This window comes from Streptomyces sp. NPDC051636 (assembly GCF_044453765.1).
Lineage (GTDB): Bacteria > Actinomycetota > Actinomycetes > Streptomycetales > Streptomycetaceae > Streptomyces.
The window spans coordinates 102,254-128,399 of record NZ_JBITDA010000008.1 but is presented as its reverse complement, the minus strand read 5'-3'; the positions used below and the strand labels follow the sequence as shown (position 1 = coordinate 128,399).

The window sequence follows — 26,146 nt, the reverse complement described above, 5'->3', positions numbered from 1 at the left end:
CCGGACGCGCTGTCGGCGCACTCGGGGATTCGTTTACGGACAGGGCAGGGCGATGGCTGTCACAATGAGCCCGTCGCGGTGCATCCAGCGCCCCGTCAGCCGGGGAACCGGACTCCCGGCCGCCAGGGGCGGGGGCACCAGGAACCGCGCGGAGAAGAACCCGCTGGAATCGATGTCGATCCGGGCCCCGTCGAATCCCAGCAGACGCTGGGTGAGCGGAAACCAGACCTTGTAGACCGCCTCCTTGCAACTGAACAGCAATCGGTCCCACGGCACCGCGTCGTCGTGGGCGCCGAGCCGTTCCACCATGTCCCGTTCGGCCGGCAGGCCCACCAGGTCGAGCAGGCCTTCGGGAAGCGGAACGCTTTCCTCGGCGTCGATGCCCACGGAATGCAGCCGGCTGGCCCGGGCCACCGCGGCGGCGCGGTATCCGGAGCAGTGCGTCATGCTGCCGACCACTCCGGCCGGCCACTGCGGGGCCCTTTGCCGTCCGGGCAGCAGGGGAACCGGGGGAATTCCCAGTTCTCCGAGCGCTTTCCGTGCACACTGGCGCACCGTCGAGAACTCCCGCCGGCGCCGGGGGACGGCGTTGGCGATGGCGGCGCGTTCCTCGGGGAAGAGGTGGACGTCTCCATCGTCGCCGAACGCCTCCGCGGACATCACGTCGACGGGGAGTATCTCCTCGATCATCGTTCCCACGGCCCCGTTCTCCGGCGGGTTACCAGCTGGTCAACGAGAAGCGCTCGCCGAGTTCCCTGGCGCCGATGGCGAACTCCCTGACGCGCTCGGCCTTTTCCACCATCTTGTCGTCACCGGCCCCCTTGGAGACGGCCACGAGCCATTCGAAGGTCTCGCTCGGATGGACGTCGTAGGTGTAGTGGACCTTGGACAGCAGGAAGAGGATGTCCCGGAAGTTCTCGCGTCCGATCACGCCGGACAGGGTGAGAATGCCCGCCTCGCGTTCCTTGGTGAACGGCTTGCGCTGGGGAGAGTCGGGAATGAGCCCCGGGGCGAAGACGGAGGTGTCCGCGAAGGCTTCCTTCTCGTCGAAGACGCCGTCGAAGGCCAGGTCGACGCAGAGCGACTGCCTGCTGAACTCGGCGAAGTTGACGGCCGAGTGGACGGCGGCGGCGTCGAGGAACCAGATCTCACCGGGCCGCATGTGGATGACGGTGTCGTCGTCCGAGTGGAAGGCCAGCGGGCTGTCCTCCAGGACCATGAAGGTGCGGAAGTACTGGTCGAGCTCGCGGTCGAGTTCGACGAAGTCGCGGTGCGGGATGACGATGGCGTTCTTCAGGTTCCTCGTGCGCGCCATCTGGAGTCGCTCGACGTTGTAGACCGTCGTGATGATCTCATTGAGGTAGGGAACCTGCTGGACATGCTCGGTGGGCTGCGCGGGTGTGCCCTGAAGGTCGCGGTACAGCCTGTCCTCGCTGCCGCCGCTGGCGTTGTACAGCGGGATGTTCTTCCAGAACCCGTTGCTGAACTCGTCGTACTCCTCTTCCACGGTGGGCACCGCGGCGAGATAGTCGAGATCCTTCCTTAAGCGTTCCTGATCGAGTGCAATGCGGCCGAGTATGTGCGAGCGCACGCGTCGTCCTCCTGGTGTCGGGTTCAGCTTTCGGTCGCGGAATGGGGGTGCGCGGTGGACGTCATGGCCGAGCGGAGACTACTCGGCCGCATGTCGGTCCAGTTCACCTCGATGAAGGCGAGGCAGTCCTGACGGCTTGCGTCGTTCAGTGCGATCTGCCATCCCGCGGGCACGTCCACCGAGGCCGGCCACAGCGAGTACTGCTCTTGGTCGTTGCGCAGCACTCGGTAGACGCCATCGGTCTCTTCGAAGGAACTGGACACACAAACACCTCGCTAGGGCACGAGTGAGCCATCGCTGCGGTCCCGTTGAGGCACGTCCAGAATCGCCACCGGGATCGCCGACGCAGAGAATCAGTGGTCAAGTGATCAAGTAGTCAGAAGGAAGATGAACACGGAGAGGCCGGACGGAGAACGTCCCACGGCTGAGCACGACAAAGCTGCCTACGCAACAGAAAGCGCATGCTCCGGCCTACGGCACTCGAAAATGAACCGTGAAATCCCCCTAGTCCCCTCAGTCGCCGCGGAGCAGCGCTTCCCCCGTCTTGTCTCCGCTTTCGAACTGAGATGGAGCCTAGATTGGCCCGATCGCGATCGTCAACTCCTCACGGTGATTGCATGGTTGGATTTACCGGCCGGGGGGTCTTTTGCGGAAGTGGATCTTGGTCGTGGCTGATCACGTCCCGTGGGGGTCGGCCCGGCTTGGGGCCGCTGCAGCGATTGTTCCGACCTGAGTTGGCCCCGGAGTCCGGTCCGACGCGTGCCCCGGTCCGGGGTAGTCGCTTCCTCCGATCCGAGGACGGGGCGGTGCCCCCGCGGGGTGGTCATGAGGGAGAATGCTGCGCATGACAACTTGAAGAGCACCGGCCGGGAGGCAGCGCTGGGTCAAGGTCTCGACCTGGGACACGGTCCAGGACGGGGATCGACGAATGTGCGCTGCTTGCGGGACGGTCGTCCGCTCTTACCAGTTCCGCTTCCATCCGCCCGAGTCGTCGATGTTCGAGCGATGCGTCGGCTTGTCGTGGTGTTCCGGCTGCCGGATCTGCTCCGGAGCGATGGTTCATGTGCCCCGGACGCGCGTTCTTGTCGATGACCTGGCATCGCTTCCCGAGGACCAACGGGAACGGTTGCTTCGCAGAGAGCCTTCGCTGATCGCATACCTGGACAGCCAAGCCGGAGGTCAGCAGCCGATGGCGCCCAGCACCTGACCGGTGTGCGGATGCTGCTTCTTCGCCTCCTGCTGTTTTGCCGGTCTGAGCGAGGCGGTAGGACCCGGTACCGGTTTCGATGATGGTGCCGTTGAAGGTGAGCCGGTCGACGATGGCCACGCTGTTCCTCTCCTCGCGCTCTTCTACGGGCAGAACGTCGACCTTGATGAGTTGGCCGACACCCCGTCCGAGCCGGCCTTTCCTTGCCCGCACACGCCAGTGATCAGCTTGACTTCGAGAGCACTCGAATTTGTAGCGTTCCGGACATGAGCACTGCACAGCACAAGATCGGATCCGGTTTCGGCGCCACCAGCACCGCCGACGACGTCCTACAGGGCATCGACCTGACCGGAAAGCTCGCCCTCGTCACCGGCGGTTACTCGGGCATCGGCTTGGAGACCACTCGCTCGCTCGTCAAGGCCGGTGCCCACGTGGTCGTGCCCGCCCGCCGCCTCGTCGCCGCCGAGCAGGCGCTGGCCGATATTCCCAGCGTCGAACTGGACGAGCTGGATCTCGGCGACCTGGAGAGCGTGCGCGGCTTCTCCGAGCGGTTCCTCGCCTCCGGACGGAATATCGACATCATGATCGACAGCGCCGGGATCATGGCGTGCCCTGAGACCCGGGTAGGGCCCGGCTGGGAAGCCCAGTTTGCCACCAACCACCTTGGTCACTTCGCCCTGGTCAACCGCCTGTGGCCCGCGATCGCCGCGGGCGGTGCCCGAGTCGTCTCCGTCTCCTCCCGCGGCCACCACTTCTCCGGCATCCGCTGGGACGACATCCACTGGCAGCACAGCTACGACAAGTGGGGGGCCTACGGACAAGCCAAGACCGCCAACGTCCTGTTCGCCGTCCAGCTCGACAAGCTCGGCCGCGACACCGGCGTCCGCGCCTTCGCCCTGCACCCCGGCGGCATCATCACCCCGCTCCAACGGCACCTGCCCAAGGAGGAGATGATCGAGCGCGGCTGGATCGACGAGAACGGCAACGCGCTGAACCCAGAGGGTTTCAAGACCCCGCCGCAAGGTGCGGCCACCCAAGTATGGGCGGCGACCTCGCCCCAGCTGGACGGGCTCGGTGGCGTCTACCTGGAAGACTGCGACATCGCTGAGCCCGCGCCAGAGGGCGACGAGCGCGTTGGCGTCAAAGACTGGGCGACCGACCCGGAACAGGCGGCTCGGCTGTGGGAACTGTCAGCAGAACTGACGGGCGTCAACGCGTTCACCGCCGCTTAGAACTCTGCGGCACAGCCCGCACGCCGGGAAGAACCGCGCCCGCCGGCTCCTTGAGCGCCTGGGCCGGTCCTTGCCCTTCAGCACCCGGCGCTGATCCCGCTCCACACCTTCGACGCGGAGAGGCGCAGCCGCGTTCACTCACGGCTTTCCTCGCCGCCTGCTGCATCTCCTTCCATGCCGCAGGCGGCGAGAGACGGTGCGCCCGGGCAGGAACAGGCGCCATTACAGCGGGCGGGAGGCGGTGTCGGTCGGGTTGTTCACGCTGACCGCGACCTGGCAGTTGGCCCGTTTGCCCAGTACCCCGCAATATCGCGGCGCCACCCCGACCGACATCCCGCCGTCCATGGGCACCGACACATGACCGATCACCCAGGCCGTCGGATCGATCAACGGCAGCATGCGCTCGATGACCCGCCACTGCTCCGGCACCGGACACCACGGGGACTGGTTCACGAACTGCTGCAGGTTCTGCTCGCTGCCGTCCGTTGATTGCGAGGCCATGGCCTGAACGGACTTGCGGCGGCCGTCCAGCATCAGTCCCCGCAGATAGCAGTTGCCCTTGGCCCGCTGGTCCTTCCGTCGAACCGAGGCCAACACATCCGCCACGAACCGCTGGTGGGCGCGGACGATGGTCGAGTCGACCGACACCAGCCATTCGAGGACACGGGCCCGGATCATTCGGTGCTCGCCATGCTCGCCACGGGTGCTGAGGGCCGCGTGCAGGTCGATGTCGCCGCGGTGACCAGCACCGCCAGCAGCAGGCCGACCGTTTCCGCGATGCTCCGCTTACGGCCCACGATCTGCTTTGCCGGCATCGATGCCCTGCCCGGAGGCAGGGACGCTGGTGGACGTCGACACTCTGGGAGTCGATCAAGCAGGCGGACGCTCCGCCGCACGTCCCTGCCGCTGGCGTAACAGCCTGCCCAGGTCGTGATGGCCTGAACCGGCGACCAACTCCTCGTGGTCACCAACATCACCGTCCAGCAGCCCCCTGGAGCGTCGCACCGATCCATCGGAGGCGCTACCGGTCGGCCTCGGGCCCCTCGCGTGCTTCCGGGCCGCTGGTGAGCCCAGAACCCGGAGCGCCACGCCCGGCCGGGAGGGCGGGCCCAGACCGTCCCGGGCGGCCAGGATCGCGAACGCCTCCCACGCCTGCCAGCTCACGCGCCCGATCCCGGCTGGCCCTCCTCCAGGCCCACGCCCTCGGCGTCGTCCTTTGCGAACACCACCCCCGCGTCGCGCCTCTGTGCCAGAGTGCGTCGGGAGATCGCCGCAACCGACGCACGGACTGTGGGGGCGTGGTGGGGGTACGCAGGCTGCTGTCGTTTTCGGACGCGTTAGCGCTGCTGGGCAGCGACCCGCCCGCCGTCGCCGCGTTGGACCGGGCGCTCGGCGGGGCGCTGAACATCGCGACGGGTGGGGTCAGTGACGGGCTCGTGCGGATCGCCGACGCCCGAGGCAGTGTGCTGACGCTCGGTCGTGGCGCCGTGCGGGGCATCAGGCGGCGCCTGGGCCGCGCGGACGGCCGCGCCGAGCGCACCGACCTGCTGCACGCCGCTCACACTGTGATCGTCGTCCTCGCTTGGTTCCAGGCTCTGGAAGAACAGCATCTGCCTGTCCGCATGGAGGACCTGGAGCTGACCCGCCGCGAACAGCTCGCCCTCGCGGGCGCACCGCAAGTGGTCGAGCGCGGCGCCGCGTTTGCCCGTTCACTCGCCGCTGTCGACGCCCCGAGCCCAGCGCCCCACCGGCCTTTCGAGGCGGTCACGGACGAGCTGCAACGCTGGTACGAAGGCCTGTCAACGAGGTTTTTGGACTTCACGGAGGGACTCCGCGTCTGGAGCGCGCAGACGCAGACTGCCCGCGGCGAGGCCCGGCGGGTGATCCGCACCGCCCTGCCCCGCGAGGCGGTCCGGCAGTACGAGTCCCTGTATGCCCAGCTCGTCCACGAGGCCCCGGAGTTCGGGTTCTGGACGACTCAGATCGAGCACCGGGCGACCCGGACCGAGGTGCGCCGCTCCCTCGGGGGAGTCACCGAGCTGCTTGCTGACCTGGCCCGCACAGTGCGTCCCCCCGTGGATGTCGCCGCGGCTCTTGCCCGCACATCCGAAACCGTCCTAACCCGCCCCGTCCTGGACGCCTCGTCCGGCCCGGAAGGCATCCGCGTACCGACGCTGCGGGAGATGTATCTAGACCCGGACTTCCGGGTGCGTGAGGTGGCCGGTCCCAGCGGGCCGGCCACCGAGTCCTGGTGGGAGGAGGCCCCGGTACGCCGGGACCTCACCGGCTACCTCGCCGGAGCGTTGACGTCCGCCGGACCGGCCGACGCCCCCCTCCTCGTGCTCGGACAGCCGGGTGCGGGAAAGTCCGTCCTGACGCGGGTCCTTGCCGCCCGCCTGCCTTCCGCCGGTTTCCTCCCCGTCCGCGTGCCGTTGCGGGACGTGCGCGCCGAGGACGACCTTCAGGACCAGATCGAGCAGGCGGTGCGTACCGCGACCGGGGAGCAGGCGTCCTGGCCGGAGCTGGTCCGCTCGGCCGGCGGTGCCGTACCCGTCCTGCTCCTCGACGGGTTCGACGAACTGTTGCAGACCACCGGGGTCCACCACAGTGATTTCCTCACTCGAGTCGCCCGTTTCCAGCAACGCGAGGCGGAACAGGGCCGTCCCATCCGCGCCCTCGTCACCAGCCGCATCGCCGTCGCCGACCGGGCCCGCTACCCAGCGGGCCTCGTCGCCCTGCGTTTGGAGCCGTTCCGTCCCGAGCAGATCCGCCGCTGGCTCACCCTGTGGAACGAGGCCAATGCCGACTGCTTCGCCGCCCGCGGGCTGCGACCGCTGACCTGGGAGGCCGTCGAGCGCCACCAGGCGCTCGCCGCGCAACCGCTGCTGCTGACGATGCTGGCGCTGTACGACGCCACCGACAACGCTCTGCGCCGCGACAGCGACAGCCCCCTCGACGAGGCCGAGCTGTACGAGGAACTGCTCACCTCCTTCTCCCGCCGAGAGATCGACAAGACCGGTCCCGCCCCCGCCGCCGTACCCGAAGACGAAGCGCGCGTCCGCGCCGAACGGGAGCTGCAACGGCTCTCCCTTGTCGCATTCGCCGTGCACAACCGCCGCCGCCAGTGGGTGTCGGCCACTGAACTCGACGAGGATCTCACGGCACTCCTGGGCCGGACCTCCCCTGCGGCCTCCGGGTTCCGCACTCCGCTCGACGTCGCCGAAGTGGCACTGGGCCGCTTCTTCTTCATCCAGCGCGCGCAGTCGATGCGGGACGGGCGCGCGCTGGCCACATACGAGTTCCTGCACGCCACCTTCGGCGAGTACCTTGTCGTACGCCTCGCCCTGCACGTGCTCACCAGCCTTCTGACGCACCGCCCGTCCCTGTCCGTAGCCGAGAGCAGTGTCGACGACGACCTTGCGTACACGCTGCTTTCGTACGCGCCACTGTCCTCCCGGCAGATGCTGCGGTTCGCCGGATCGATGATCCGCCGAATCCCCGCCGCCGAACGCGACCGGCTGGCGCGCCTCCTCATCTGCGTACTGGAGCAGCACGGCCAGCGCACGCACGAACCCCACCGCGGCTATCGGCCCACCCGTTTCCCCACCTCCCCACTGCTGCGGACCTCAGCCCGCCACGGCATTTACGGCGCCAACCTGGTGCTGGTGATCCTGCTCCTGAAGGGCCGTGTGACTGCAAGCGAACTGTTCCCCTCCTGGAACGACCATGCCAGTGCCTGGCACCGCCACACACTGCTGTGGCGTTCCTCGTTCGACGAGGAGCAGTGGACCGACTTCGCCCTGTCCCTCTCCACCCGGCGCACCTGGTCCGAGCAGGGCAGGGAACTGGAGATCACCCTGCGGGCCGGCGCCCTGGATGCGCCGGACCCGGTGGACATGAACTGGCTGTACCGGTACCCACAGGGCAACGACGGCCCGGGCTGGTCCCGTACGTACTGGGACGAACTCCGGCACAAGCTGGACGTCTCCGGCGGCACGAACGACAGCGTCGTACGGCACGCCCTGGACCCGGTCTTCACATGGCTCGGACCGGCCGTCACCACGTTCCTCACCTCACCGGGCGGGCCGGCCACCTCGCTCGCGCACGATCTATTGGAGCTGCTGCTCGGCGCAGCAGACCTGTCTCCCGGTGAAGAGGTCGCCGTGCGCGCCCGGGTGCTGCGCGGCCTCGAGAGTGTTCCGCCCGAGGTGGGGGAACGCATACGGCGACTACTCTCCGAGCGGCCAGGCACGTCCTCGGGGACTGGTCCGTCCGGAAACTTCTGAGGGCTGAGCCCACGTCAGTCCGGCACGCTGATCGCCGCGCTACGGCGCGAGGGCGCGGATCCGGCCGGCGAGGGCCGGCCGTGGAGCCTGCCGCTGGAGGACCGGGTGTTGCCGGTGGCTGCGTACTGGCGGACGAATCTGCCCCTGTGGCTTCGGTGAGGACCTGCCGGACAGTCCCCAGAGCCGACCGGGCGCCGCCCTCTGGACCGACCAGGGGAACATCCGCCGACTGCCCGGCTTCCCGCGATCGCAATCTCCGGCCGGCCCCGGGTCGTATGCGAACCTGACGTCGTCCAGCAGTTGTCCTGGCCCGCAGGACTCAACGATCGGAAGCGCGCAATGGGCGGGGCGAACGAACCTTCGAAACCGACGGAATCCCCGACCCCGACCATCGGAGAGATTCAGGCCACGCTGGGAAAGCGCCTGGACGATGTGGCCAAGATCCTGGCCGGTGCGCTGGTGGCGGTGGCCGGCATCATGACGACCTTGGGACTCAACAGCAAGTTCGTGTTTGTCGCCCTCAACAACAGGTCGTGGCCCATCTACGTGGCCTCGCTCTGTGCCATCATCTCCATCGTCTGCAGCATCGCCGCCCTGCTCATCCGCCCCACGGGCCGCGGGATCCTGTGGGAGACGGGCGTGCTCGTCCTCGGCGTTGTTTTCTACATGGCGTCCCTGAGCATTGCCGTGGTCGGTGCCGCCCAGGCCGCGGGTGGAAACGGCCGACCGACCTTCACCGACGTCAGACTCGACGGACCTCGCTCCAACATGCGGCTGCGCTTCAGCGTGCACGCCGACGGCGTCCAGAAGTGGTCACACATCGAGGTGTCGGTAAACCCTCAGGATCTTTCCTCCGGGAAGTGGGGCAAAGACCTCTACTGGAGTGTGCTCAGACCTGACGATCAGGGGAAGGTCGCTCAGCAGATCGACATCCCACTTTCGCCTCCGGCCGGAACGTCGGTGATCGCGGTTTCGGCCGTTAACCCATACGAGGCCGAGCCGGGCGCGTGCGAAGCCAAGACGCAGCACGGGCCGGCGTGCACGGAACTCCACATCCCTGAAGCCGGACCACAATGACGCGATCCGCATGCTTTCCCCGCTGTCGGTCCTCCACCGGCTCGACGGGGCACACCTCCGCGGCCGACCACGCGGTGAGCAGTCCCTCGTCCTTCAGGGTCGGCGGCCGCAACCCCGCTGACAGGCCGGATCCCGTGGACCGGGGCAAGTACGGATCGAAGATCCACTTGATCACTGAGCGCACCGGTCTGCCCCTGTCCGTCGGAGTCTCGGGTGCCAACGTCCACGACGGTCAGGCCCTGATCCCGCTCGTGCAAGGCATACCGCCGATCCGCTCCCGCCGCGGCCGACGGCGGCGCAGACCGGGCAGACTGCACGGCGACAAGGACTACGACTACAGCCACCTGCGGCGATGGTTACGCGGTCGCGGCATCACACCCGGGATCGCCCGCAAGGGAACGGACTCCAGCCAGCGGCTTGGCCGACACCGCTGGAGCATCGAACGGACCATGGCCTGGCTCGACGGAGACGCCTCCACCGACGCTACGAACGCAAAGCCAGCCACTTCCTGGACTTCACCAGCGTCACCTGCACCCTCATCTGCTACAAGCTGACTGACCAATTGAGATGACCTGTTAGGTGTGAGGCGAGTGTGTCAAGTCGCCTGAACAGGAACGGAGCTCTTCAGCTTCCCACCAGAGCGGCCACGAGACGGGTCAGCTGGGTCCGTGGGTCGGGTGTGCCCGGCCAACTGGTCATCAGGAGATGGTGAGCTGTCCCAACGATGGCGAGGGCCGCGACGGGCGGGTCGACGGTGTCCGGCACCCGGTCGAGTCGGTGCTCGGCTTCCAGGTAGCCGGTGATGGCCTCTTGAATTGCGGTGAAGCCGGGTGCCCCGGCTGCCAGAGCCTCGCGGATACGCAGGGCGGCGGCGGGGCGGGTCATGGCGAGGCCCGCGATGGCCGGGCCGCCGGAGTCGAGCAGCGCGAGGACGACGGCGTCGAGGTTCGCCGCCACCGAGCCCTGCCCGACGAGCCCCGAGAGGGCCTGTGCCTTCGCGGCTGTACGCGCGAACCGGTCGAGGCAGAGCTCGGCCACGAACTCGTCGAGCCCGGCGAAGTGCGTGTGCAGCAGCCCCTTGGCGCAGCCCGCTTCGGTAGTGATCGCCCGGCTCGTCAGCGCGCCGGGTCCGTCGTTCGCAAGGACCCGCTCCGCAGCGGCGAACAGCCGCTCGCGTACGTCTGGCGTCGCCACTCCGCGCGGTGACATGGGCCTCTCCCGTAATTACTGCTGCCGTTGTTGGTGGGCGCGTCCCCCCGTAACCAGCTGGATCTTAACGAGGATTGCCAGTTTGAGCATCCGCCCATACTGTTTGGGCACACGCCCATTCTTCGTCACCACACCAGGAGGCACCCGTGCCGAACGTCGTCAACACCGAGCAGGCACAGGCGTGGAACGGCCCCGAAGGAATCCACTGGGCCCACAACCAGGACCGCTGGAACGCCGTGAACGAAGGTTTCAACGAGCCGCTGATCGACGCCGCCGGGATCGCCGGGGACCACCGGGTCCTCGACATCGGCTGCGGTTCCGGGCAGACCACGCGGATCGCCGCGCTCAGGGCACCCCGAGGGCGTGCGCTGGGCCTCGACCTGTCCGGCCCGATGCTGGCCGAGGCGCGCACCCGCGCGAGGCGAGAGGGCATCCCCAATGCCGTCTTCGAGCAGGGGGACGCCCAGGCGTACCCCTTCGAGACGGGCGCGTTCGACGTGGCGCTCAGCCGCTACGGAGTGATGTTCTTCGCTGACCCCGTCGCGGCGTTCAGCAACATCGGCCGGGCGCTGCGGCCCGGTGGGCGTCTGGCGTTCGTCTGCCCGGCCGATGCAGCACTCAACGGCTGGGTTGGGGCGATGGCGGCCCTGCGTGACCTCCTGCCGGTCGGCGACTTCGGGCGGCCGGGGCTGCCCGGCATGTTCTCGCTGGCCGCCCCGGACCGGGTCCGCCAAGTCCTCGCCACGGCCGGATTCGCCGGCATCACCATCAACCAGGCGCAGGCGTACGGGACGTGGGGACACGGAGCCGAGGACGCGGCGGAGTTCCTACTCCACACGGGCCCTGGCCGCTTCCTGATGGAGCAGGTCGACGCGGCGACGCAGGTCCGCGCCCGCCGGACTCTGGAGGACCATCTGCGCACCCACGAGGCAACGGACGGCACCGTCCGGCTGCGCAGCACGTCATGGCTGGTCACGGCGGACCGCCCGGCCTGAGCGGGGACCGCGACCAGCCCGCGGCACCGCGCCCGGCCATCTCGGCGAGCCGACCCGGACCGTTCCGTTCGAGATGGGCGACGAGGCTCTGGCCCTGACCGGCACGGTGCAGGCACGAGTGAGGGATCTGCCCTCCCGGGTGGTGCGTCTGCTGCCGGCGGGGTGTCTGTTCCCCCCGACCGGCCTGGCGGCAGGTGTGGCAGCGGCTGACGGCGAGCCTTCAGGGACTTACGGAGGTGTGCACGAAAGCGGGGTCCCAGTGCCCTCACGATCCAGCTCAGTGGTAGAGAACGACGAGGGAGGCGAGCAGAAGCGTGGCTGAAGCAGTGAGCCCCAGGATCCGGTAGCGGCTCCATGCGGCCAGTGCGAGGGAGCATGACCATGCTCCGCCCGTGACGGCGGCAGTCCACCAGCCGGCGATCGCTTGTGCGGCGAGGAGAGGGAACGGTGCCAGCAGGATCGTCGGCGGGATGACTGCGAGCCGTGGCCTGATGTCCAGTTGCTTGTAGACGATGATCAGGGTGATCAAGGCAGTCGTAAAGGTGAGCGGGATGGCTGCCCAGTCCCACCAGGTCCAGCAGAGGCCGTCTGTCGTCCTGCATGCCTGGTCGCTGTGATGCTTGACCCAGGAGAAGAAGTACGCGGCACCGTAGGCCAGAACCGCACCGGTGACAGCCGCTCCGGACACGTGCGGTATGACGGGACGTGGTTCTGTTCGGGAGGTGTTCATGCCTACAGCCTTCCCTGATCGACCGCCTGGGGCCTGAGTAGAAATACTCAGGCCCCAGGGTCAGTTACAGGCGTGGTGCATTGCACGGGCATCTCGCGGCGTCGACTCGAGGCCCCCGTCGCTGAGTTGGCGGGGCCGTGGATGGCGCGGGAAGAATCATGGCTGGGCGAACGCCGAGGGCATGAGCGTCTGCGCGCCGAGGGCGGCGGACCCAGTCATCAACTGGTCTTCGGCGACCGGGTGATCGTGACCCTGGTGATCCTGCGGTTCCAGCTTCCTCGAGGCCGTTGGGGTCGGAGGGAGTCGTGATGACGGAGTCCTCGGGCACCAGGACGTCCATCATGTGCGGGTGTGAGCACCCTTGCCGTCGCCTCGCCTTCGGCTCCCGCAAGCACCCCCTCACCGGCGTGACCAGACTCCGCACCGGCGTCGACTTCGGCGCACCGCGCGGGGCCCAGGTCCTGGCCGCACGGCAGGGGCGGGTCGTGTTCGACGCGCTGACCAAGGCGTACGGCAACCGCATCGTCACCGGCCACGGCACGCTCAGCGGCAAGCGCCTCCAGACCTACGGTGGTTACTCCACCGATCCGATGCCGTGGCTCGCTTCCGGCGGCTGAGGGACAGCATGCGCCGAGGCATGGGGGTCGGGCATCCAGGCCCGGAACCCGTGCGGCGGGTACGTGAGCATCAGCTGACCGGCTTGTGCGAGCAGTTCGCGCCGTTTGCGCTTCCGTGACCACATGAGCCACACGACGGCCACATCCAGCAATACGCCGAAGCACAGCGGCGCGAGCAGCACCCCCTTCCCGGTGCTGATCAGCTGTGCAGCCACACCGATCATTCCCAGGAAGATGAACACCGCCGCCGGAAGCAGTTTGAGGAGGTTCTGCTCATTTTTGATCAACTCGGCATGGTTGCGGGCGGCGCGGGCGCTCGCCCCGTGGAAGGCCGGGTGCTGCGCGGCCACCTCGAAAGACGTGCCCGGCGGCAAGGCCTCCCAGCGTGCCGCCGGGTCCGGGTCCGGCACGAACACCCGGCGCCGCACACTCTTGCTGCCCCGCGTCTCCAGGTGACGGTATCCGTAGGCGGTGGCCAGCTGGATCGCCTGGTCGGGAAGCAGTTGCGTGGTCCTGATCACCACCTTGGGGCGGCCGTCGAAGAGGTGCGCGTAAGCGCCGGGCCTACGACGGCGCGCCTCCGCCATCCGTTCTCCGAACGTTCCCCGCGCCTCGCCGCCCACGACATCGCTCCCCACCGTTGACACCGACTCCCCGCTCGACTTGTAGGCGTCGACACTATCCGGCGAGCGGACCGCGCGGCCCAGCCGGCCATGCCCGTACCGGTTCGTCACCGCGCCGCTCCGCCGAGACGACCGGTTGTGGCAGGCGCCTCGCACGAGCGCACTCCGCGCGACCGCTCGACGCCGGTCGGACTGCTGGGCGCCGAGCGGTGCGCGGGGCGTTGGGGGCGGCCAGTGCGCTGCATCACTCGATCGACCACCCGTCGGCGGCCACGTACGACCCGTCGGGGCGGGCCGTGGCTCGGGGCCCTGTTGTCGGGATGACCGCCGTCCGTTCCCCACGTGCGGAGTCGGACGGTGCCGGCGTCACACCGGTCGCGGCCGCCTCCGCGGCAGTGCGACCGCCAGGACCCCTGCCAGGCAGGGAGCCACCCGGCCCAGCCCAGCGCCGGCGGCAGGTCGGGGGCGCCGGAGGCGGGGCGGGCCCACCGCGTGGTCGTCTTGACCGATCGGCCAGAGCCAGGCGATGACACCGAGCGCCCCGATGACGGACCTGGCGCTGGGGCAGGGGAGCCGTCGGTGAACCGTTTGCCGGTTACGGCTTCCGGGCGAGTCCGCCGTGCTCGGCGATGACCGCCGGCGTGGGCGAACCGGGCTCCGAACGCCACTGCGTGACCGAGACGACGCCGGGCTCGATGAGCTCCAGGCCATCGAAGAACGTGGCGATCTCCTCGATGCTGCGCAGGATGTACGGGACAGCGCCGCTGTTGTTGTAGGCGTCCTGGGCCTGCTCGAAAACGGGGTCGATGCCGCGTGACCCGTCGTTGATGGAGAGGTAACTGCCCGACGGCAGGGCGTCCATCAGCCGGGTGACAATGGACCGGGCCTGGTCGTAGTCGGCGACGTGTCCCAGGATGTTGCTGAGGATGAGTGCGGTGGGGCGGCCGAAGTCCAGCGTCTCGGCGGCGGCCGCGAGGATGCGGTCCGGGTCCGCCACGTCGGCGTCGATGTAGGCGGTCGCGCCCTCGTGTGAGGAGAAGAGCAGGGCACGGGCGTGGGCCAAGATCATCGGATCGTTGTCGACGTAGACGATCCGTGCCTCGGGGGCGAGCCGCTGGGCGACCTCATGCGTGTTCTCGGCGGTCGGCAGGCCGGTGCCGACGTCCAGGAACTGCCGGATGCCCGCCTCCGAGACCAGATACGCGATGGTGCGATGCAGGAAGGCACGGCTGCTGCGGGCGATTGTGACGATGCCGGGGAAGACCGCGGTGTACGCGTCGCCGGCCTCTTCGTCGACGGGGTAGTTGTCCTTGCCGCCCAGCCAGTAGTTCCAGATGCGGGCGGAGTGCGGCACCGACGTGTCGATCTTCTGCCGCATCGTTGGTTCGGGCGTCGTCACAGGGTCGGTCATGAGTCGTGTCCGTCTTTCAGCCGGGGCGTGGATCACTCACGGCACAACCTACGCCTGAACGCCCGCCTGCCGCCTAGCAGTTCGGGTGTCTGGCTGATCCCGGGCGTGGAGGACAGCGCCGCCCTGCTCCCCGCGCCCGCGGGGATGGTCTCCCGACACAGCCGCGCGCAATCGAGGCAGCCCGGACCAAGTCCACATGGGTCGGCTCGGTCTCGGCCGGAGTGGTAAGAGCTCCGCTGTGGTGTCCTTCGAGGCCCCTGCACGGGCCCCCTGCCCGGACCTGCCCGAGGACGACGCCCTGTACAAGGCCATGCTCCGCGCCAGCCCGGACTTCAGCGCCCATGAAGAGCCGAAGAGCAGCTGACCGGGCAGCGAGCCGGCGAATACGGCGGTCCTCGGCGCGAACCGGGCGGGTCACATCGTGAGTCGTTGGTGATGCATTCTGCCGGCGGCACCATCAGTCGAGCGGGACGCCCGTGTGGTGCTTCAGGGCCTGAATGAGGTGGCCCTGGAATTCTGCGTCCAGCGCTGCGGGGTGCGGTGGCTGCGGCTGCTGGTGGTACCAGTAGCCGCCGGTGTGCGGGATCGTGTCGTGGTGGGTGGCGAGCCACACCTGTGTCTGATGCCCGGCGGTCAGGTCATCCGGAGCCCCGGCGCCGCCCATGCGTGTGGGGACCCACCCGGGGTCGACCGCATGGCTGGAGGTTCCCTCCCACCGGGACGCGAGTGCGAGCGCGAGGGTGGTGACCCACAGTTTGCTGTCGTCGTAGGAAGCGGTGCCGGCGGCCAGCCGCCCAAGGTCGGTGGAGCCGGTTCGGTGCATGGAGCTGCTGAGGTAGATGAGCCTGGCCGGTTTGCTCATCAGTGCCGTCAGCATGTAGGGCGCGATGGTGTTGACGGTGACCGCTTCTGGGGAGTGCAAGACGCCGGCGTTGTGGATGACGGTGTCGAAGCGGCCGAACTCAGAGGCCTGCCGGGCCACTCCGTGGATTGCGTCGAGGTCGGCGAGGTCCCCGATGACGACGCCCTTCCACCGGGCGGCATCACCTGCGTCAGTGATACGGGCCGGGTTGCGGACGTGGATGACCACCTCGTGCCCGTCGTCGGCCAATGCGCTCGCCGTGTTGTGCCCGAGCCCGCTGGAGGCCCCGGTCACCAGGATCAGTGCCATGTCCGTCACCTTTCGTTCTGTGGGGACGGGGCGCTGCGGGTGGTGGGGACCTCGTCCCGACCACCCGCCGCACACGCCGTCGGGTGGGCCCGCCCCGCGGGATACGGGACGGACGGGGAAGGCGTACGCGGCAGGTCAGAGGGTGAGGAGCACCTTGGTGGCGCGTCGCTCGTGCATGGCCTTGTAGGTCGCTGGTCCATGCCTTCCACGGTAGGCGCGTGCCGCCGGGAAGGGAGGCGGAGCTTCTGCCCCCCCATAGACGCGACCTTCCTGGCGAGTGAGGAAGCCGGTTGCCTGGGATGCACACCCGCAGTCGCGACTCTCGTTACGCCCTCACGGTGGGCTCGGCGGCGGGAGGTCCGAGAACCAGGGCAGCCGAGGGCGTTCCGTGTCTTCCTGAACATGAATCGGCTCAGGCAGGCGTCAGCACACCAGACAAGGAGACCCACACATGCGTGGAGTAGTGATGTACACGGCCGGCGACGTCCGGGTGGAGGAGCGTGAGGATCCAAAGATCATCGAGGCCACCGACGCGATCGTCCGGCTGACCGCGACCTGCATCTGCGGGTCGGACCTGTGGCCCTACCGCGGGGTCGAGCCTGCCGATCACACGGCCATGGGGCACGAGTACGTGGCGTGGCCGAGGAAGTCGGCTCGGAGGTGAAGAAGGTCAAGGTCGGCGACTTCGTGGTCGGGTCGTTCGTCATCTCCGACAACACCTGCGACATCTGCCGCTCCGGTTACCAGTCCGGCTGCGTGCAGCGGGAATTCGTGGCGCAGGCGATCGGCACCCAGGACGAGAAGGCCCGCATCCCTCACGCGGACGGCACCCTGGTGACCACGCCGGGGCAGCCGGACCCGGAGCTGATCCCGTCGCTGCTGGCCGCGTCCGACGTGCTCGGCACCGGCTGGTACGGGGCCGTCGCAGCCGAAGCCGGCCCGGGTAAGACGGTGGCGGTCGTCGGCGACGGCGCGGTCGGCCTGATGGCCGTCCTTGCCGCTGACGGCGCATGCCGTCCGGTCCGGGGTGCGCGTTTCCTGGGTGAAGCGCGCCCACCCTCGCCCCCGCAACAAGGCGCTGCGGAGTCCTAGCCTCGAGACATGGACACAGACAAGGACACCGCCGCCGAGAACGCGCTGGGAGGTTTCCTCCGCGCACGGCGTGCCCGACTGCGCCCCGAAGACACGGGACTTCCTACCTCCGGTCGCCGCAGGGTGCCCGGTCTGCGCCGCGAAGAGGTCGCCACGCTCGCCGGGGTGAGCACCGACTACTACATGCGCCTGGAACAGGGCCGGGAACGGCACCCGTCCCCGCAGATACTCGAAGCCGTCGCGCGGGCTCTGCAACTGGACGACGAAGCGGTGGCCCACCTGTACCGCGTGGCCACCCCGGCCGCCCGCCGTACGCGGCGCGCGCCCCGCGTCGAACATGTGGCCCCGCACCTGCGGCGACTCCTCGAAACCTGGAGCGAGACACCCGCCTTCGTCCTGGGCCACGCCCTGGATGTCCTGGCCCGCAACCGGCTCGCAGACGCCTTGTACGCGGGCTTCACCCACTCGGACAACCTGCTGCGCATGACGTTCCTGGACCCGTTCGCGCACGACTTCCATCGCGACTGGGACCGGGCCGCCGAGTCGGGCGTGGCCACCTTGCGGCGGGCGGCGGGCATCGACCCCGAGGACCCGCGGCTGCGGGAACTCGTAGGCGAACTGTCCATGAAGAGCGCTGACTTCCGCGTCCTGTGGGCCCGCCAGGACGTGCGCGGCAAGACCCGCGAGGCCAAGCTCTTCCATCACGCCCAGGTCGGCGACCTGGAGCTGCACTACGAGGCCTTCACCATCAACAGCGCCCCCACCCAGCAACTCATCGTCTACCAAGCCCAACCGGGCACCACTTCCGCCGACGCACTGGCTCTTCTCGGCTCGCTGAGCGCCGGCCCCGTGCCCGCGCAGGACACCGCGATCGGCACCGGCTGAGTACGGGCTTGCGCTCCTGTGAGGACAATGACCGGCCCGGCGTTTCCTGGGTGTACCAGGCTGGGATCGCGGCGGCCCACCCGGGTGCACGAAGGAGATTGACGCCATGACCCGGATGATCGTCGAGCCGGGGTCAACCTCTGCACGCGTACCGCACAAGCCTGGAGCAGGGGCGCGGTCGTACCGCCGCGTCCCGTCGTCCACCGGCGATCGCCACTCTCCTGGACTAGGTTGGGTTCATGAGCGACAGCACTCCTTTGGGAGAGTTCCTCAGAGCACGGCGCGAAGCACTCAAGCCTCGGGACGTAGGCCTGCCCGAGCATGGCCGCCGGCGGGTGCCGGGGCTGCGTCGCGAGGAGGTCGCCATGCTCGCGGGTATGAGCTCCGATTACTACATGCGCCTGGAACAGGGCCGGGAGACCAGCCCGTCGCCCCAGGTGATCGACGCGGTCGCCGCCGCCCTGCACCTCGACGACGAGGCACGCGACCACCTGCGCAGACTCACCCGAGCACCGCAGGAACGCCGCAGCGTTCGCGCTGGTCACGACCGGATCAGCCCGCAGCTCCTCCAGCTGCTCGACAGCTGGCCCGACACCCCCGCCTTCGTCCTGGGACCGGCGCTGGACGTCCTGGCGCACAACGCGCTCGCCGCGGCCCTGCACAGCGGATTCCAGCGGTTCGACAACCTGGCCCGCATGGTCTTCCTGGACCCGGCCGGGCACGGCTTCTACCAGGACTGGGAGAAGGCCGCGCATTCCTGCGTCGCCGAAATCCGCGCGGCCTACGGACATGACCCGGAATCCCCGCGGATCAGCGAAGTCGTCGACACGCTCTGTGCGAAGAGCCCGGAGTTCGCCGAACTGTGGGCACGGCACGAGGTGAAGGGCAAGACCCAGCAGGCGAAGAACCTCGCACACCCTGAGGTCGGCGCCCTGGAGATCCAGTTCTCGTCCTTCACGGTCAACGGTGCTCCGCACCAGCAGCTCGTCGTCTACCAGGCCGAGCCCGCCAGCGCCACCGCGGCTGCCTTCGCGGAGCTCCGTTCGCGGGCCGAGCGCGGGGAGTCCGCACGGACGGAGCAGGAAGAATCGGGCCGGGCCCTCAGCGACATCTGACTTCCTGGCTCTCGTACGTGCGGCCTGGCCCTCTGCTCCCAAGGAGACTCTCGCCCCCACTGTCTACGCGAGCTGAGGACACCGTTCCCTCCCCCCTGCTCGTGGGGAGGGAACGTCGAAGGGCTCGGGCCTGGCCCGCGAAGGAAGCCCGTCGCGTGGAAGTCGCTGATGCGGTCCCACACCTGGTCCGGGTGGCGGAGGCGGTCACCTGCGCGTGGATCTTGGTCAGGGTCAGGCTCCCCGCCGGGCGCGCTCGTCGCCCTCGCGGTAGAGCACCAGGTGCTCGTGGTAGAGGACGCCGTCGCGAATGTCGCCGGTGGCGGTGAAGCCGGTGTCGTCGACGTAGTCGAGGTGGTTGCCGGTGACGGTGTAGCGGCCGGTGTAGGCGCTCTGGCGGTTGCCGCGGGCCTCGTCGTAGCGGCCGTTCGGCAGCAGTTCCTGGCGGATGAATCCGTCCGCGGTCACCCACATCCCGACGTACGGGTGCGGGTCGCGGGGCGTGTCGTTGCTGGTCATGGCTCTACGGTCGGCCCGGCGGCCGATGGCAACCAGGCCGCCCTCTCCCCAGGTGAGGGCTTCCTGGGTGCCACGCACCCAGCGTCGACTGCACCGGCATGACCATCGCCCCCGCCGTCGTGGACACCGTCGCGCTGGCCGGTGGTCGCGGCCACCGCTCGGAGTACGTCGCGACGCTGACCCCGGGCAACACCCCCGACTTCCTGGTGGTGCCCGACGAACACGCCGCCGATGTGCCGAGCGCGGTGGCCACGCTCGTGGCCCGGCCGGAGCAGGTCCGCGCACTGGTCGCGGCCGGCCGGCCCGTCCTGTGGGCCGGCACCGACGCCCCGGGCCGGGCCACCGCCCCCGAGGCGGGCATCCCGGCCTCTCCGGACCTCACCGGCAGCCCGCGGGTCGGCGTCTGGATCGACCTGAAGGACTTCCTGCACCAGGAGCTCACCGCCGACGGCCGCTACGACGAGACCCGGGGCGGCCGTCCGCACGCCTACCAGGGCCGGTACTGGATCGACGGCGACCACATCGACTACCTGGACGACCTCGGCTTCTGGGCCTACGGAGAGTTCCAGGGCGACGAACTGCATCGCGCGGGCCACATCATGAAGCTGGGCTGACCCTCCGCTCGGCGCACCGGCGGTCCCCCATCCTGGGTGCGCGACACCTGGGGAAACGGCGACCTGGTTGCCGTAGCGGGCGCGACCGAGGCTGGTGTCCGAGCAGCTTCGGTCGCCCCGGCGGCCCCACCCTCCCCGCCCTCTCCGGCGTACGGAAAGAAGACCCTGATGAACGTCAACGACACCGCCGGCGCCGCCGTCCTCGAAGAGCTCCGGCGCCGGCCCGCCGACCGGCGGCGCGTCCTGTTCACCGGCGCGACCACCGTCACCATGGACCCCGCCCTCGGCGTCATCGACCGCGGCGGCCTCCTCGTCGAGGGCGACACGATCACCGCCGTCGGGCCCGACCTCAACGCGGGCGACGCCGTGGTAGTCGACGCCACCGGCACGATCCTCACCCCCGGCTTCGTCGACACCCACCGGCACGCCTGGGAGGCCCAGCTGCGCCGGATCATGCCGGACGTCGACGACCTCGGCGGCTACGTCATGAGCACCCTGGCCGGCTACGCCACGGTCTACCGGCCCCAGGACATGTACATCGGCACCAGGCTGGCCGCCCTGACCGCGATCGACAGCGGCATCACGACCATGCTCGACTTCTCCCACAACTCCCGCACCCGCGAGCACACCGACGCCGCCATCGAGGCTCTGCGCGACACCGGCATCCGAGGCGTGCACGCCTCCATGGGCCCGCACTTCGGCGAGTGGGACCGGCAGTGGCCCGGCGATCTGACCCGCGTCAAGGACCGGTACTTCAGCAGCGACGACCAGCTGCTGACGCTGCGGCTGGCGACCCTGGCCACCGACGAGATCGCCGGACCGGCGCTCGCCTACGGTCCTGGACTGGCGCGCCTGGCAAGGGATTTGGGCATCGGAGTGAGCGTGGACGCCGTCTTCGGCACGTCCTCCTCCCAGGCGATCCTGCGCTGGGCCGAGGACGGCATCCTCAGCCCCGACGTGACCCTCATCCACTCCACCGGACTGACCTCGGAGGCATGGAAGGCGATGAGGGAGACCGGCACCACCGTGGCACTCGCCCCCACCTCCGACGCCCAGATCGGCCTGGAGACCGGGGTCCCCGCCGTCGACGAGGCCCTGTCCGTCGGCATCCGCCCCGGACTGAGCATCGACGTCGAAGTCGCCCTGGCCAGCGACATGTTCACGCAGATGCGGGCCCTGCACGCCATCCAGCGGATGCGCGCGGTCAACGCCACCTACGGCACCGACCAGCAGCCCTCCCGCATCACCACCCACGACGTCCTCGACTTCGCCACCCTCCAGGGCGCCCACACCAACGGCCTGGCCGGTGTCACCGGCTCACTCACCCCGGGCAAGAAGGCCGACCTCCTGGTCATCCAGGCCGAGGACCTCAACAACATGCCGCTCAACGACCCGATCGGCACGATCGTGCTGGGCTCCGACGCCCGCAACATCAGCGCTGTCTTCATCAACGGCGAGCCCCGCAAGTGGGACGGACAGGTCCTCGACGTCAACCTGGCCGCCCTGCGCGGCGAGGTGCACGCCTCGCGCGCGTACGTGCTGAACACCCCGGCTGCGTGAGCATCCCCCCTCCCGCGGCCCGCCTCAAGCACGTGCAGCTGGAGCTGCTCACGCAACCACCGTGCTCGCGGTAATCAGGAGGGGTTGGCCGCACCGGAGGACTGGGAGCTGGAGGACCTGAACGAGGTGCGCCCGGGCTCTGGGAGATCAGGGCCCTGCGCGGCGTTGCGGCCCGCTTCGCGAACAGGCCGACGGAACGTGGCTCGGTAGTCCCGCGGCCGCTGGCCCGTGTGCCGGGCGAAGATGGCGCTGAAGGTGCTCGGGTCCGTGTACCCGAGGTCGGCGGCGATGCGCACGACGGTCCTGTCTGTCGTCTCCAAGAGATGACGAGCCCGACGGACGCGAGCGGATTGCACGTACGCGAGCGGGGTCTGACCGGCCTCCTCACCGAAGCGACGGAGCATGGTTCGCGTGCTCACGTGAAACGCTTCGGCGAGGACGGACAGGTCGTAGCGAGCGCTGAGATTCTGGTCGAGCCACCGCTTCACACCAAGTGAGAACTCACGGCCGACGGCGGGCATCAGCTCCAGGTCGACGTAGGGAGCCTGGGTGGATCGGGCGTCGTCGACGAGCGCGATGCGTGCGGTGCTGCGGGCGACGCGGGGGCCGTCGTGCTCACGGATCAACTGGAGGGCGAAATCGTACATGGCGCTGAAGGCGGCGGTCGTCGTCACACCGCGATCGGTTACCACCAGGTGCTCGGGGCGCACCTTCACGTTGGTGTATCGACGGGCGAACTGATCCGCGAACAGCCAGGACGTCGTCGCCTCGCGCCCGTCGAGCAGGCCGGCCTCAGCGACCAGGAAGGCGCCGACACAGATCGACACGACGGCGATGCCGGTGGCGGCCTGCGACCGAATCGACGCCACTTCGGGGTTCAGGTTCGCGAGCGTCGCGTCGAGATCGAGCCTGGGCGAAAGCTCGAAACCCGGCACGATCAGGACGTCGACGGGACGCAACGCCGAGACCTCGATGGCCGAGCCGCCGGACGCGACCACCCGCCGCCGGGGCGAGACGACGGACACCTCGTACGGCGGTCGATCCGACCCTTGCGCCGCCGCGATGTGATCGGCCATGGCCAGCAGGTCGGGGATCCCGAACACCTCTGAGGCGAAGCAGCCGGGATACGCCAGCACACCCAGGCGCAGCGGTTTCACGGTTCCTCCGGCTCCACGCGGGGTGGCGATATCGCCGCACCACGTGGCGATATCGCCGCTTCTCGTGGGGGCAGTGTCCCACCACACTCTCGATCATGACAACGATGCGAACGCGGCGCGACGACCCCTTGGACGACTTCTCCCGGAGAGTCGTCAGCGTCGATGACGTCAGCAAGACCGTGTACGTCGCCGGGACAGGACCCGGCGTCATCCTGATGCCCGAGATGCCGGGCATCAGCCCCGACGTCGCCCGGTTGGCACGCTGGGTACGCGATGCAGGCTTCTCCGTGTACCTGCCCTCTCTCTTCGGCGTCGACGGCGCCTACCCAACCACCGAGGCAGGCGAGGCCGTCGCCCGGCGCGCATGCGTCAGCGCCGAGTTCCGCGCGTTCGCCGGGGGCGGCACCAGCCCGGTCGTGGCGTGGCTGCGCGGCCTCTCGCGTATCGCGCACAGGGAGTGCGGTGGGCCGGGCATCGGCGCGGTCGGACTGTGCTTCACCGGCAACTTCGCGCTGACCATGGCACTCGAACCGGCCGTCATCGCCCCGGTCGTCAATCATCCCTCGCTGCCGCTCGACGACCCCGGCGGTCTGGAGATCGGAGACGATGACGCAGTTGCCCTGTCCGAACGCATCGAGCGGGACGGATTGAAGGTACTCGGCTACCGCTTCGACAACGACAGGTGGTGCACGGGCCGGCGGTTCGCCGCCTACCAGGCGCTACTCGGCGACGCCTTCGACGGCCGCGTGCTTCCCGCCGGCGTGGCGAACACGAACCCTCCGCCCTTCTTCCGCGACGTCGTCGGGTGCGCCCACAGCGTCGTCACGGCACATCTCGTGGACGAGCAGGGTCACCCGACGGCGCGTGCCCGTGATGAGATCATCGCCTTCCTCACGGAGCGGCTCAGAGGGTGACGCGCGAGTCTCTTCCATGAGGCTTCCTTCTCCCCCGCCGGGCCCCTGGCCCGGGCTGACCGGACAAGACGCCTGCAAACCCCACTCCTCAACACGGCGAGGCGTGGTCGTCCGCAATCCCAGCCCGCAGGCCGTGCGCCGGCCGTAGTCACCCGTGCGCTGCACCGATGTCCCTGCCGAGACGGCCGACGTGGTCTTCTCCCGCACCGGCGCCGCACGGCTGACGGTCCGCGGCTGAGCGCGCCCGCCGGTCCGGTTCACCCGCGGCACGGGCGCTGCCGGGCACATGATCATCGCAGTACGTTGACCAGCGGTCCCCGGGCCTCACCACCCGGCCTCCGCCGGGCCGCACCCACCAGGAGCACGACGCCCGCGCCACCCCGAACGGGGGTGTACAGAAAACTTGACATCATGTCGTGACTGCTTGACACTCCATGTCAAGATTTCTTTACATCGGGAGCGGCCGTGGCATTTGAAGAGAAACGTGCCTGGATCATGGTCCTGGTCACGATCGCGTCGTACGCGGCGTACCTGGCCGTCGTCCTCGGGCAGGTGGGAAGCGAGCCCCTGGTCCACACGCCTTATGCGTCCGCGCTGCTGTGGACGGTGGGCACGGCGATCGTCACGCAGATCGCGCTGAACATCATCGTGGCGATCCTGTCTCCCGAGGGCGCCGACACCAAGGACCAGCGCGACCGGGAGATCCACCGCTTCGGCGCGTACATCGGGCAGTCGTTCGTCGTGATCGGCGGCGTGGCCGGACTCGTCCTCGCGATGGTCCGCGCCGATCATTTCTGGATCGCAAACGCGATCTACCTGGCGTTCGCCCTGTCGGCGATTCTGGCGTCCACGGCGAAGATCGTCGCCTACCGGCTGGGCTTCCACCCGTGGTGAGGCCGACGAGGGTCACCAATGCGATCCGGGCGCTGCGCTTCGCCCACGGCGAGATGACCCAGGCCGAACTCGCCCGCCGCATCGGCGTGACCCGCCAGACCGTCATCGCCATCGAGCAGGGCCGCTACTCGCCCACCCTGGAGATGGCCTTCCAGATCGCCCGTGTGTTCGCTGTCCCGCTCGACGAAGTGTTCCAGTACCCCGGAACCGACGAAGCCGATGAAACTGGCGAAGTTGAGGGAGAGACCAAGTGAAGGCCATCGTCCACGAGGCCTACGGACCGCCCGAGGTCCTGCGTCTCGAAGAGATCGCACAGCCGGAGCCCGGTAGCGGCGAGGTGCTCATACAGGTCCAGTCGGCCTCCGTCGACCCGGGCGTCTGGCACCTCACCACGGGCCGGCCGTACCTGATTCGCGCCATGGGCTTCGGGCTGCGGACGCCCAGGACGTGCGTCCGGGGCATGGATGTCGCAGGACGTGTGAAGGCCGTCGGCCCGGACGTCACCCGCTTCCAGCCGGACGACGAGGTGTACGGCACCTGCAACGGGTCGTTCGCCGAGTACGCCTGCGCCAAGCAGGACAGTCTCGCCCGCAAGCCCGGCAACGCCGGCTTCGAGCAGGCGGCCGTCGTCCCGGTTTCCGGGTGCGCCGCCCTCCAGGCACTGCGCGATGTCGGGCGACTGCGGTCCGGGCAGAGTGTCCTCGTCATCGGTGCCGGGGGCGGCGTGGGCACCTTCGCGGTGCAACTGGCCAAGGCCCTCGGGGCCGCCCACGTCACCGGCGTCTGCAGCGGCGTCAGGGCGGATCTGGTCCGTTCCCTCGGTGCCGACAAGGTGATCGACTACACGCGCGAGGACCCCACCGACGGCACTCATCGCTACGACCTCATCCTCGACATCGCCGGCAACCGCCCGCTGACCCGGCTCCGCCGCGCGCTCAGCCCCCGCGGGACGCTGGTCATCGTCGGCGGTGAGGACGGCGGGAGGTGGTTCGGCGGCACGGGCCGGCTGCTGCGGGCGCTGCTGCTGTCTCCGTTCACCGGCCAGCGCCTCCGCGGCCTTTTCTCCACGCAGAGCCACGACGACCTGCGGCTCCTCGCGGAGCTCATCGAGGCGGGCGCGATGACCCCGGTCATCGACCGGACCTACCCGCTGGCCGACGTTCCTGAGGCCGTCGGCTACCTGAGGAGTGGCCACGCACGCGGGAAAATAGCCGTCAGGGTCTGACCGGCCCAGGCAGAAGTCGTGATGT

Annotated in this window: 26 protein-coding genes and 5 pseudogenes; 18 read left to right on the top strand and 13 right to left on the bottom strand. The window is 69.1% G+C overall.

Features of this window, described 5'->3' with window-relative positions; genetic code table 11:
• Positions 1-33: 33 nt before the first annotated feature.
• From ACIBBH_RS17325 to ACIBBH_RS17310, 4 genes and pseudogenes are all read right to left on the bottom strand, one after another.
• Positions 34-690, bottom strand: coding sequence for a 4'-phosphopantetheinyl transferase (locus tag ACIBBH_RS17325; RefSeq protein WP_399405543.1), 657 nt, complete (start codon positions 688-690; stop codon positions 34-36).
• 28 nt (positions 691-718) lie between these two features.
• Positions 719-1,591: an aspartyl/asparaginyl beta-hydroxylase domain-containing protein gene (locus ACIBBH_RS17320; RefSeq protein WP_399405359.1), complete on the bottom strand. Its 873-nt coding sequence runs from the start codon at positions 1,589-1,591 to the stop codon at positions 719-721.
• A gap of 23 nt (positions 1,592-1,614) precedes the next feature.
• Positions 1,615-1,854 (bottom strand): MbtH family protein, encoded by a 240-nt coding sequence (locus ACIBBH_RS17315; RefSeq protein ID WP_399405357.1) that lies wholly within the window; start codon positions 1,852-1,854, stop codon positions 1,615-1,617.
• A 986-nt stretch (positions 1,855-2,840) separates the two neighbouring features.
• Positions 2,841-2,915 (bottom strand): annotated as a pseudogene (locus ACIBBH_RS17310) (ATPase); the annotation flags it as partial.
• 149 nt (positions 2,916-3,064) lie between these two features.
• On the opposite strand from ACIBBH_RS17310, the gene ACIBBH_RS17305 reads away from it, so the two are divergent.
• Positions 3,065-4,030, top strand: a complete 966-nt coding sequence (locus ACIBBH_RS17305) for an SDR family NAD(P)-dependent oxidoreductase (protein WP_399405355.1) — start codon at positions 3,065-3,067, stop codon at positions 4,028-4,030.
• Between the two features lie 225 nt (positions 4,031-4,255).
• On the opposite strand, the pseudogene ACIBBH_RS17300 reads toward ACIBBH_RS17305, so the two are convergent.
• Both ACIBBH_RS17300 and ACIBBH_RS17295 read right to left on the bottom strand, forming a co-directional pair.
• A pseudogene (locus ACIBBH_RS17300) lies at positions 4,256-4,681 on the bottom strand (transposase); the annotation flags it as partial.
• A 23-nt stretch (positions 4,682-4,704) separates the two neighbouring features.
• Complete coding sequence (locus ACIBBH_RS17295; RefSeq protein ID WP_399405353.1) at positions 4,705-4,845, bottom strand: hypothetical protein; 141 nt, start codon at positions 4,843-4,845, stop codon at positions 4,705-4,707.
• A gap of 483 nt (positions 4,846-5,328) precedes the next feature.
• Between ACIBBH_RS17295 and ACIBBH_RS17290 the strand changes: the two genes are divergently transcribed.
• The 4 genes and pseudogenes from ACIBBH_RS17290 to ACIBBH_RS17275 all read left to right on the top strand — a co-directional run.
• Positions 5,329-8,316 (top strand): NACHT domain-containing protein, encoded by a 2,988-nt coding sequence (locus ACIBBH_RS17290; protein WP_399405351.1) that lies wholly within the window; start codon positions 5,329-5,331, stop codon positions 8,314-8,316.
• A 3-nt stretch (positions 8,317-8,319) separates the two neighbouring features.
• Positions 8,320-8,463: pseudogene (locus ACIBBH_RS17285) on the top strand (IS5/IS1182 family transposase); the annotation flags it as partial.
• A 192-nt stretch (positions 8,464-8,655) separates the two neighbouring features.
• The gene (locus ACIBBH_RS17280; RefSeq protein ID WP_399405349.1) at positions 8,656-9,393 is read left to right on the top strand and encodes a hypothetical protein; all 738 of its coding nucleotides are present in this window, start codon (positions 8,656-8,658) and stop codon (positions 9,391-9,393) included.
• A 125-nt stretch (positions 9,394-9,518) separates the two neighbouring features.
• Positions 9,519-9,964: pseudogene (locus ACIBBH_RS17275) on the top strand (transposase); the annotation flags it as partial.
• 53 nt (positions 9,965-10,017) lie between these two features.
• On the opposite strand, the gene ACIBBH_RS17270 reads toward ACIBBH_RS17275, so the two are convergent.
• Positions 10,018-10,602, bottom strand: a complete 585-nt coding sequence (locus tag ACIBBH_RS17270) for a TetR/AcrR family transcriptional regulator (RefSeq protein WP_399405347.1) — start codon at positions 10,600-10,602, stop codon at positions 10,018-10,020.
• A 146-nt stretch (positions 10,603-10,748) separates the two neighbouring features.
• Between ACIBBH_RS17270 and ACIBBH_RS17265 the strand changes: the two genes are divergently transcribed.
• Both ACIBBH_RS17265 and ACIBBH_RS17260 read left to right on the top strand, forming a co-directional pair.
• Positions 10,749-11,597, top strand: a complete 849-nt coding sequence (locus tag ACIBBH_RS17265) for a class I SAM-dependent methyltransferase (protein WP_399405345.1) — start codon at positions 10,749-10,751, stop codon at positions 11,595-11,597.
• A 73-nt stretch (positions 11,598-11,670) separates the two neighbouring features.
• The gene (locus tag ACIBBH_RS17260; protein ID WP_399405343.1) at positions 11,671-11,919 is read left to right on the top strand and encodes a hypothetical protein; all 249 of its coding nucleotides are present in this window, start codon (positions 11,671-11,673) and stop codon (positions 11,917-11,919) included.
• Here the strand turns inward: ACIBBH_RS17260 and ACIBBH_RS17255 are convergent.
• Entirely contained in the window at positions 11,875-12,327 is a 453-nt protein-coding gene (locus ACIBBH_RS17255) for a hypothetical protein (RefSeq protein WP_399405341.1), read from the bottom strand. The two genes, ACIBBH_RS17260 and ACIBBH_RS17255, sit on opposite strands and share 45 nt — an antisense overlap.
• A 308-nt stretch (positions 12,328-12,635) precedes the next feature.
• Here ACIBBH_RS17255 and ACIBBH_RS17250 point away from each other — a divergent pair, with 308 nt between their 5' ends.
• Positions 12,636-12,944 (top strand): M23 family metallopeptidase, encoded by a 309-nt coding sequence (locus ACIBBH_RS17250; protein ID WP_399405339.1) that lies wholly within the window; start codon positions 12,636-12,638, stop codon positions 12,942-12,944.
• Here the strand turns inward: ACIBBH_RS17250 and ACIBBH_RS17245 are convergent.
• Both ACIBBH_RS17245 and ACIBBH_RS17240 read right to left on the bottom strand, forming a co-directional pair.
• Complete coding sequence (locus ACIBBH_RS17245; protein ID WP_399405338.1) at positions 12,902-13,678, bottom strand: hypothetical protein; 777 nt, start codon at positions 13,676-13,678, stop codon at positions 12,902-12,904. The genes ACIBBH_RS17250 and ACIBBH_RS17245 overlap by 43 nt on opposite strands.
• 484 nt (positions 13,679-14,162) lie before the next feature.
• Positions 14,163-14,978 (bottom strand): SAM-dependent methyltransferase, encoded by an 816-nt coding sequence (locus ACIBBH_RS17240; RefSeq protein WP_399405336.1) that lies wholly within the window; start codon positions 14,976-14,978, stop codon positions 14,163-14,165.
• A gap of 238 nt (positions 14,979-15,216) precedes the next feature.
• On the opposite strand from ACIBBH_RS17240, the gene ACIBBH_RS17235 reads away from it, so the two are divergent.
• Positions 15,217-15,342: a hypothetical protein gene (locus ACIBBH_RS17235; protein ID WP_399405334.1), complete on the top strand. Its 126-nt coding sequence runs from the start codon at positions 15,217-15,219 to the stop codon at positions 15,340-15,342.
• Between the two features lie 93 nt (positions 15,343-15,435).
• On the opposite strand, the gene ACIBBH_RS17230 is transcribed toward ACIBBH_RS17235, so the two are convergent.
• Entirely contained in the window at positions 15,436-16,149 is a 714-nt protein-coding gene (locus tag ACIBBH_RS17230) for an SDR family NAD(P)-dependent oxidoreductase (RefSeq protein ID WP_399405332.1), read from the bottom strand.
• A 451-nt stretch (positions 16,150-16,600) separates the two neighbouring features.
• Between ACIBBH_RS17230 and ACIBBH_RS17225 the strand changes: the two are divergent.
• From ACIBBH_RS17225 to ACIBBH_RS17215, 3 genes and pseudogenes are all read left to right on the top strand, one after another.
• Positions 16,601-17,151, top strand: a pseudogene (locus tag ACIBBH_RS17225) (alcohol dehydrogenase catalytic domain-containing protein); the annotation flags it as partial.
• A 99-nt stretch (positions 17,152-17,250) separates the two neighbouring features.
• Complete coding sequence (locus ACIBBH_RS17220; protein WP_399405330.1) at positions 17,251-18,126, top strand: helix-turn-helix transcriptional regulator; 876 nt, start codon at positions 17,251-17,253, stop codon at positions 18,124-18,126.
• A gap of 239 nt (positions 18,127-18,365) precedes the next feature.
• The gene (locus ACIBBH_RS17215; RefSeq protein WP_399405328.1) at positions 18,366-19,241 is read left to right on the top strand and encodes a helix-turn-helix transcriptional regulator; all 876 of its coding nucleotides are present in this window, start codon (positions 18,366-18,368) and stop codon (positions 19,239-19,241) included.
• 231 nt (positions 19,242-19,472) lie between these two features.
• Here ACIBBH_RS17215 and ACIBBH_RS17210 read toward each other — a convergent pair whose 3' ends face one another.
• Complete coding sequence (locus ACIBBH_RS17210) at positions 19,473-19,757, bottom strand: Atu4866 domain-containing protein (RefSeq protein WP_399405326.1); 285 nt, start codon at positions 19,755-19,757, stop codon at positions 19,473-19,475.
• 98 nt (positions 19,758-19,855) lie between these two features.
• Between ACIBBH_RS17210 and ACIBBH_RS17205 the strand changes: the two genes are divergently transcribed.
• Both ACIBBH_RS17205 and ACIBBH_RS17200 read left to right on the top strand, forming a co-directional pair.
• Positions 19,856-20,371, top strand: coding sequence for an Atu4866 domain-containing protein (locus ACIBBH_RS17205; protein ID WP_399405325.1), 516 nt, complete (start codon positions 19,856-19,858; stop codon positions 20,369-20,371).
• 168 nt (positions 20,372-20,539) lie between these two features.
• The gene (locus ACIBBH_RS17200) at positions 20,540-21,931 is read left to right on the top strand and encodes an amidohydrolase family protein (RefSeq protein ID WP_399405323.1); all 1,392 of its coding nucleotides are present in this window, start codon (positions 20,540-20,542) and stop codon (positions 21,929-21,931) included.
• Between the two features lie 74 nt (positions 21,932-22,005).
• On the opposite strand, the gene ACIBBH_RS17195 is transcribed toward ACIBBH_RS17200, so the two are convergent.
• A complete protein-coding gene (locus ACIBBH_RS17195; protein ID WP_399405321.1) occupies positions 22,006-23,088 on the bottom strand; it encodes a GlxA family transcriptional regulator in 1,083 nt (360 codons plus the stop codon).
• A 95-nt stretch (positions 23,089-23,183) separates the two neighbouring features.
• Here ACIBBH_RS17195 and ACIBBH_RS17190 point away from each other — a divergent pair, with 95 nt between their 5' ends.
• From ACIBBH_RS17190 to ACIBBH_RS17175, 4 genes are all read left to right on the top strand, one after another.
• Positions 23,184-24,002 carry a dienelactone hydrolase family protein gene (locus ACIBBH_RS17190; protein WP_399405319.1) on the top strand — a complete coding sequence of 273 codons (819 nt, stop codon included), beginning with the start codon at positions 23,184-23,186 and terminating at the stop codon, positions 24,000-24,002.
• Positions 24,003-24,467: 465 nt separating this feature from the next.
• Complete coding sequence (locus tag ACIBBH_RS17185) at positions 24,468-24,896, top strand: hypothetical protein (protein WP_399405317.1); 429 nt, start codon at positions 24,468-24,470, stop codon at positions 24,894-24,896.
• Positions 24,890-25,150: a helix-turn-helix transcriptional regulator gene (locus ACIBBH_RS17180; protein WP_399405315.1), complete on the top strand. Its 261-nt coding sequence runs from the start codon at positions 24,890-24,892 to the stop codon at positions 25,148-25,150. The genes ACIBBH_RS17185 and ACIBBH_RS17180 overlap by 7 nt, the downstream gene beginning before the upstream one ends.
• A complete protein-coding gene (locus ACIBBH_RS17175) occupies positions 25,147-26,121 on the top strand; it encodes an NAD(P)-dependent alcohol dehydrogenase (RefSeq protein ID WP_399405313.1) in 975 nt (324 codons plus the stop codon). Before ACIBBH_RS17180 ends, ACIBBH_RS17175 begins: the two co-directional genes overlap by 4 nt.
• The last annotated feature ends 25 nt before the right edge of the window (positions 26,122-26,146 follow it).

What these genes read in the sequence shown, in the direction of transcription:
- ACIBBH_RS17325 (WP_399405543.1), bottom strand. Translation starts at nt 690, where the DNA reads ATGATCGAGGAGATACTCCCCGTCGACGTGATGTCCGCGGAGGCGTTC.
- ACIBBH_RS17305 (WP_399405355.1), top strand. Translation starts at nt 3,065, where the DNA reads ATGAGCACTGCACAGCACAAGATCGGATCCGGTTTCGGCGCCACCAGC.
- ACIBBH_RS17295 (WP_399405353.1), bottom strand. Translation starts at nt 4,845, where the DNA reads ATGCCGGCAAAGCAGATCGTGGGCCGTAAGCGGAGCATCGCGGAAACG.
- ACIBBH_RS17280 (WP_399405349.1), top strand. Translation starts at nt 8,656, where the DNA reads ATGGGCGGGGCGAACGAACCTTCGAAACCGACGGAATCCCCGACCCCG.
- ACIBBH_RS17270 (WP_399405347.1), bottom strand. Translation starts at nt 10,602, where the DNA reads ATGTCACCGCGCGGAGTGGCGACGCCAGACGTACGCGAGCGGCTGTTC.
- ACIBBH_RS17260 (WP_399405343.1), top strand. Translation starts at nt 11,671, where the DNA reads ATGGGCGACGAGGCTCTGGCCCTGACCGGCACGGTGCAGGCACGAGTG.
- ACIBBH_RS17255 (WP_399405341.1), bottom strand. Translation starts at nt 12,327, where the DNA reads ATGAACACCTCCCGAACAGAACCACGTCCCGTCATACCGCACGTGTCC.
- ACIBBH_RS17250 (WP_399405339.1), top strand. Translation starts at nt 12,636, where the DNA reads ATGACGGAGTCCTCGGGCACCAGGACGTCCATCATGTGCGGGTGTGAG.
- ACIBBH_RS17240 (WP_399405336.1), bottom strand. Translation starts at nt 14,978, where the DNA reads ATGACCGACCCTGTGACGACGCCCGAACCAACGATGCGGCAGAAGATC.
- ACIBBH_RS17230 (WP_399405332.1), bottom strand. Translation starts at nt 16,149, where the DNA reads ATGGCACTGATCCTGGTGACCGGGGCCTCCAGCGGGCTCGGGCACAAC.
- ACIBBH_RS17220 (WP_399405330.1), top strand. Translation starts at nt 17,251, where the DNA reads ATGGACACAGACAAGGACACCGCCGCCGAGAACGCGCTGGGAGGTTTC.
- ACIBBH_RS17215 (WP_399405328.1), top strand. Translation starts at nt 18,366, where the DNA reads ATGAGCGACAGCACTCCTTTGGGAGAGTTCCTCAGAGCACGGCGCGAA.
- ACIBBH_RS17210 (WP_399405326.1), bottom strand. Translation starts at nt 19,757, where the DNA reads ATGACCAGCAACGACACGCCCCGCGACCCGCACCCGTACGTCGGGATG.
- ACIBBH_RS17205 (WP_399405325.1), top strand. Translation starts at nt 19,856, where the DNA reads ATGACCATCGCCCCCGCCGTCGTGGACACCGTCGCGCTGGCCGGTGGT.
- ACIBBH_RS17200 (WP_399405323.1), top strand. Translation starts at nt 20,540, where the DNA reads ATGAACGTCAACGACACCGCCGGCGCCGCCGTCCTCGAAGAGCTCCGG.
- ACIBBH_RS17190 (WP_399405319.1), top strand. Translation starts at nt 23,184, where the DNA reads ATGACAACGATGCGAACGCGGCGCGACGACCCCTTGGACGACTTCTCC.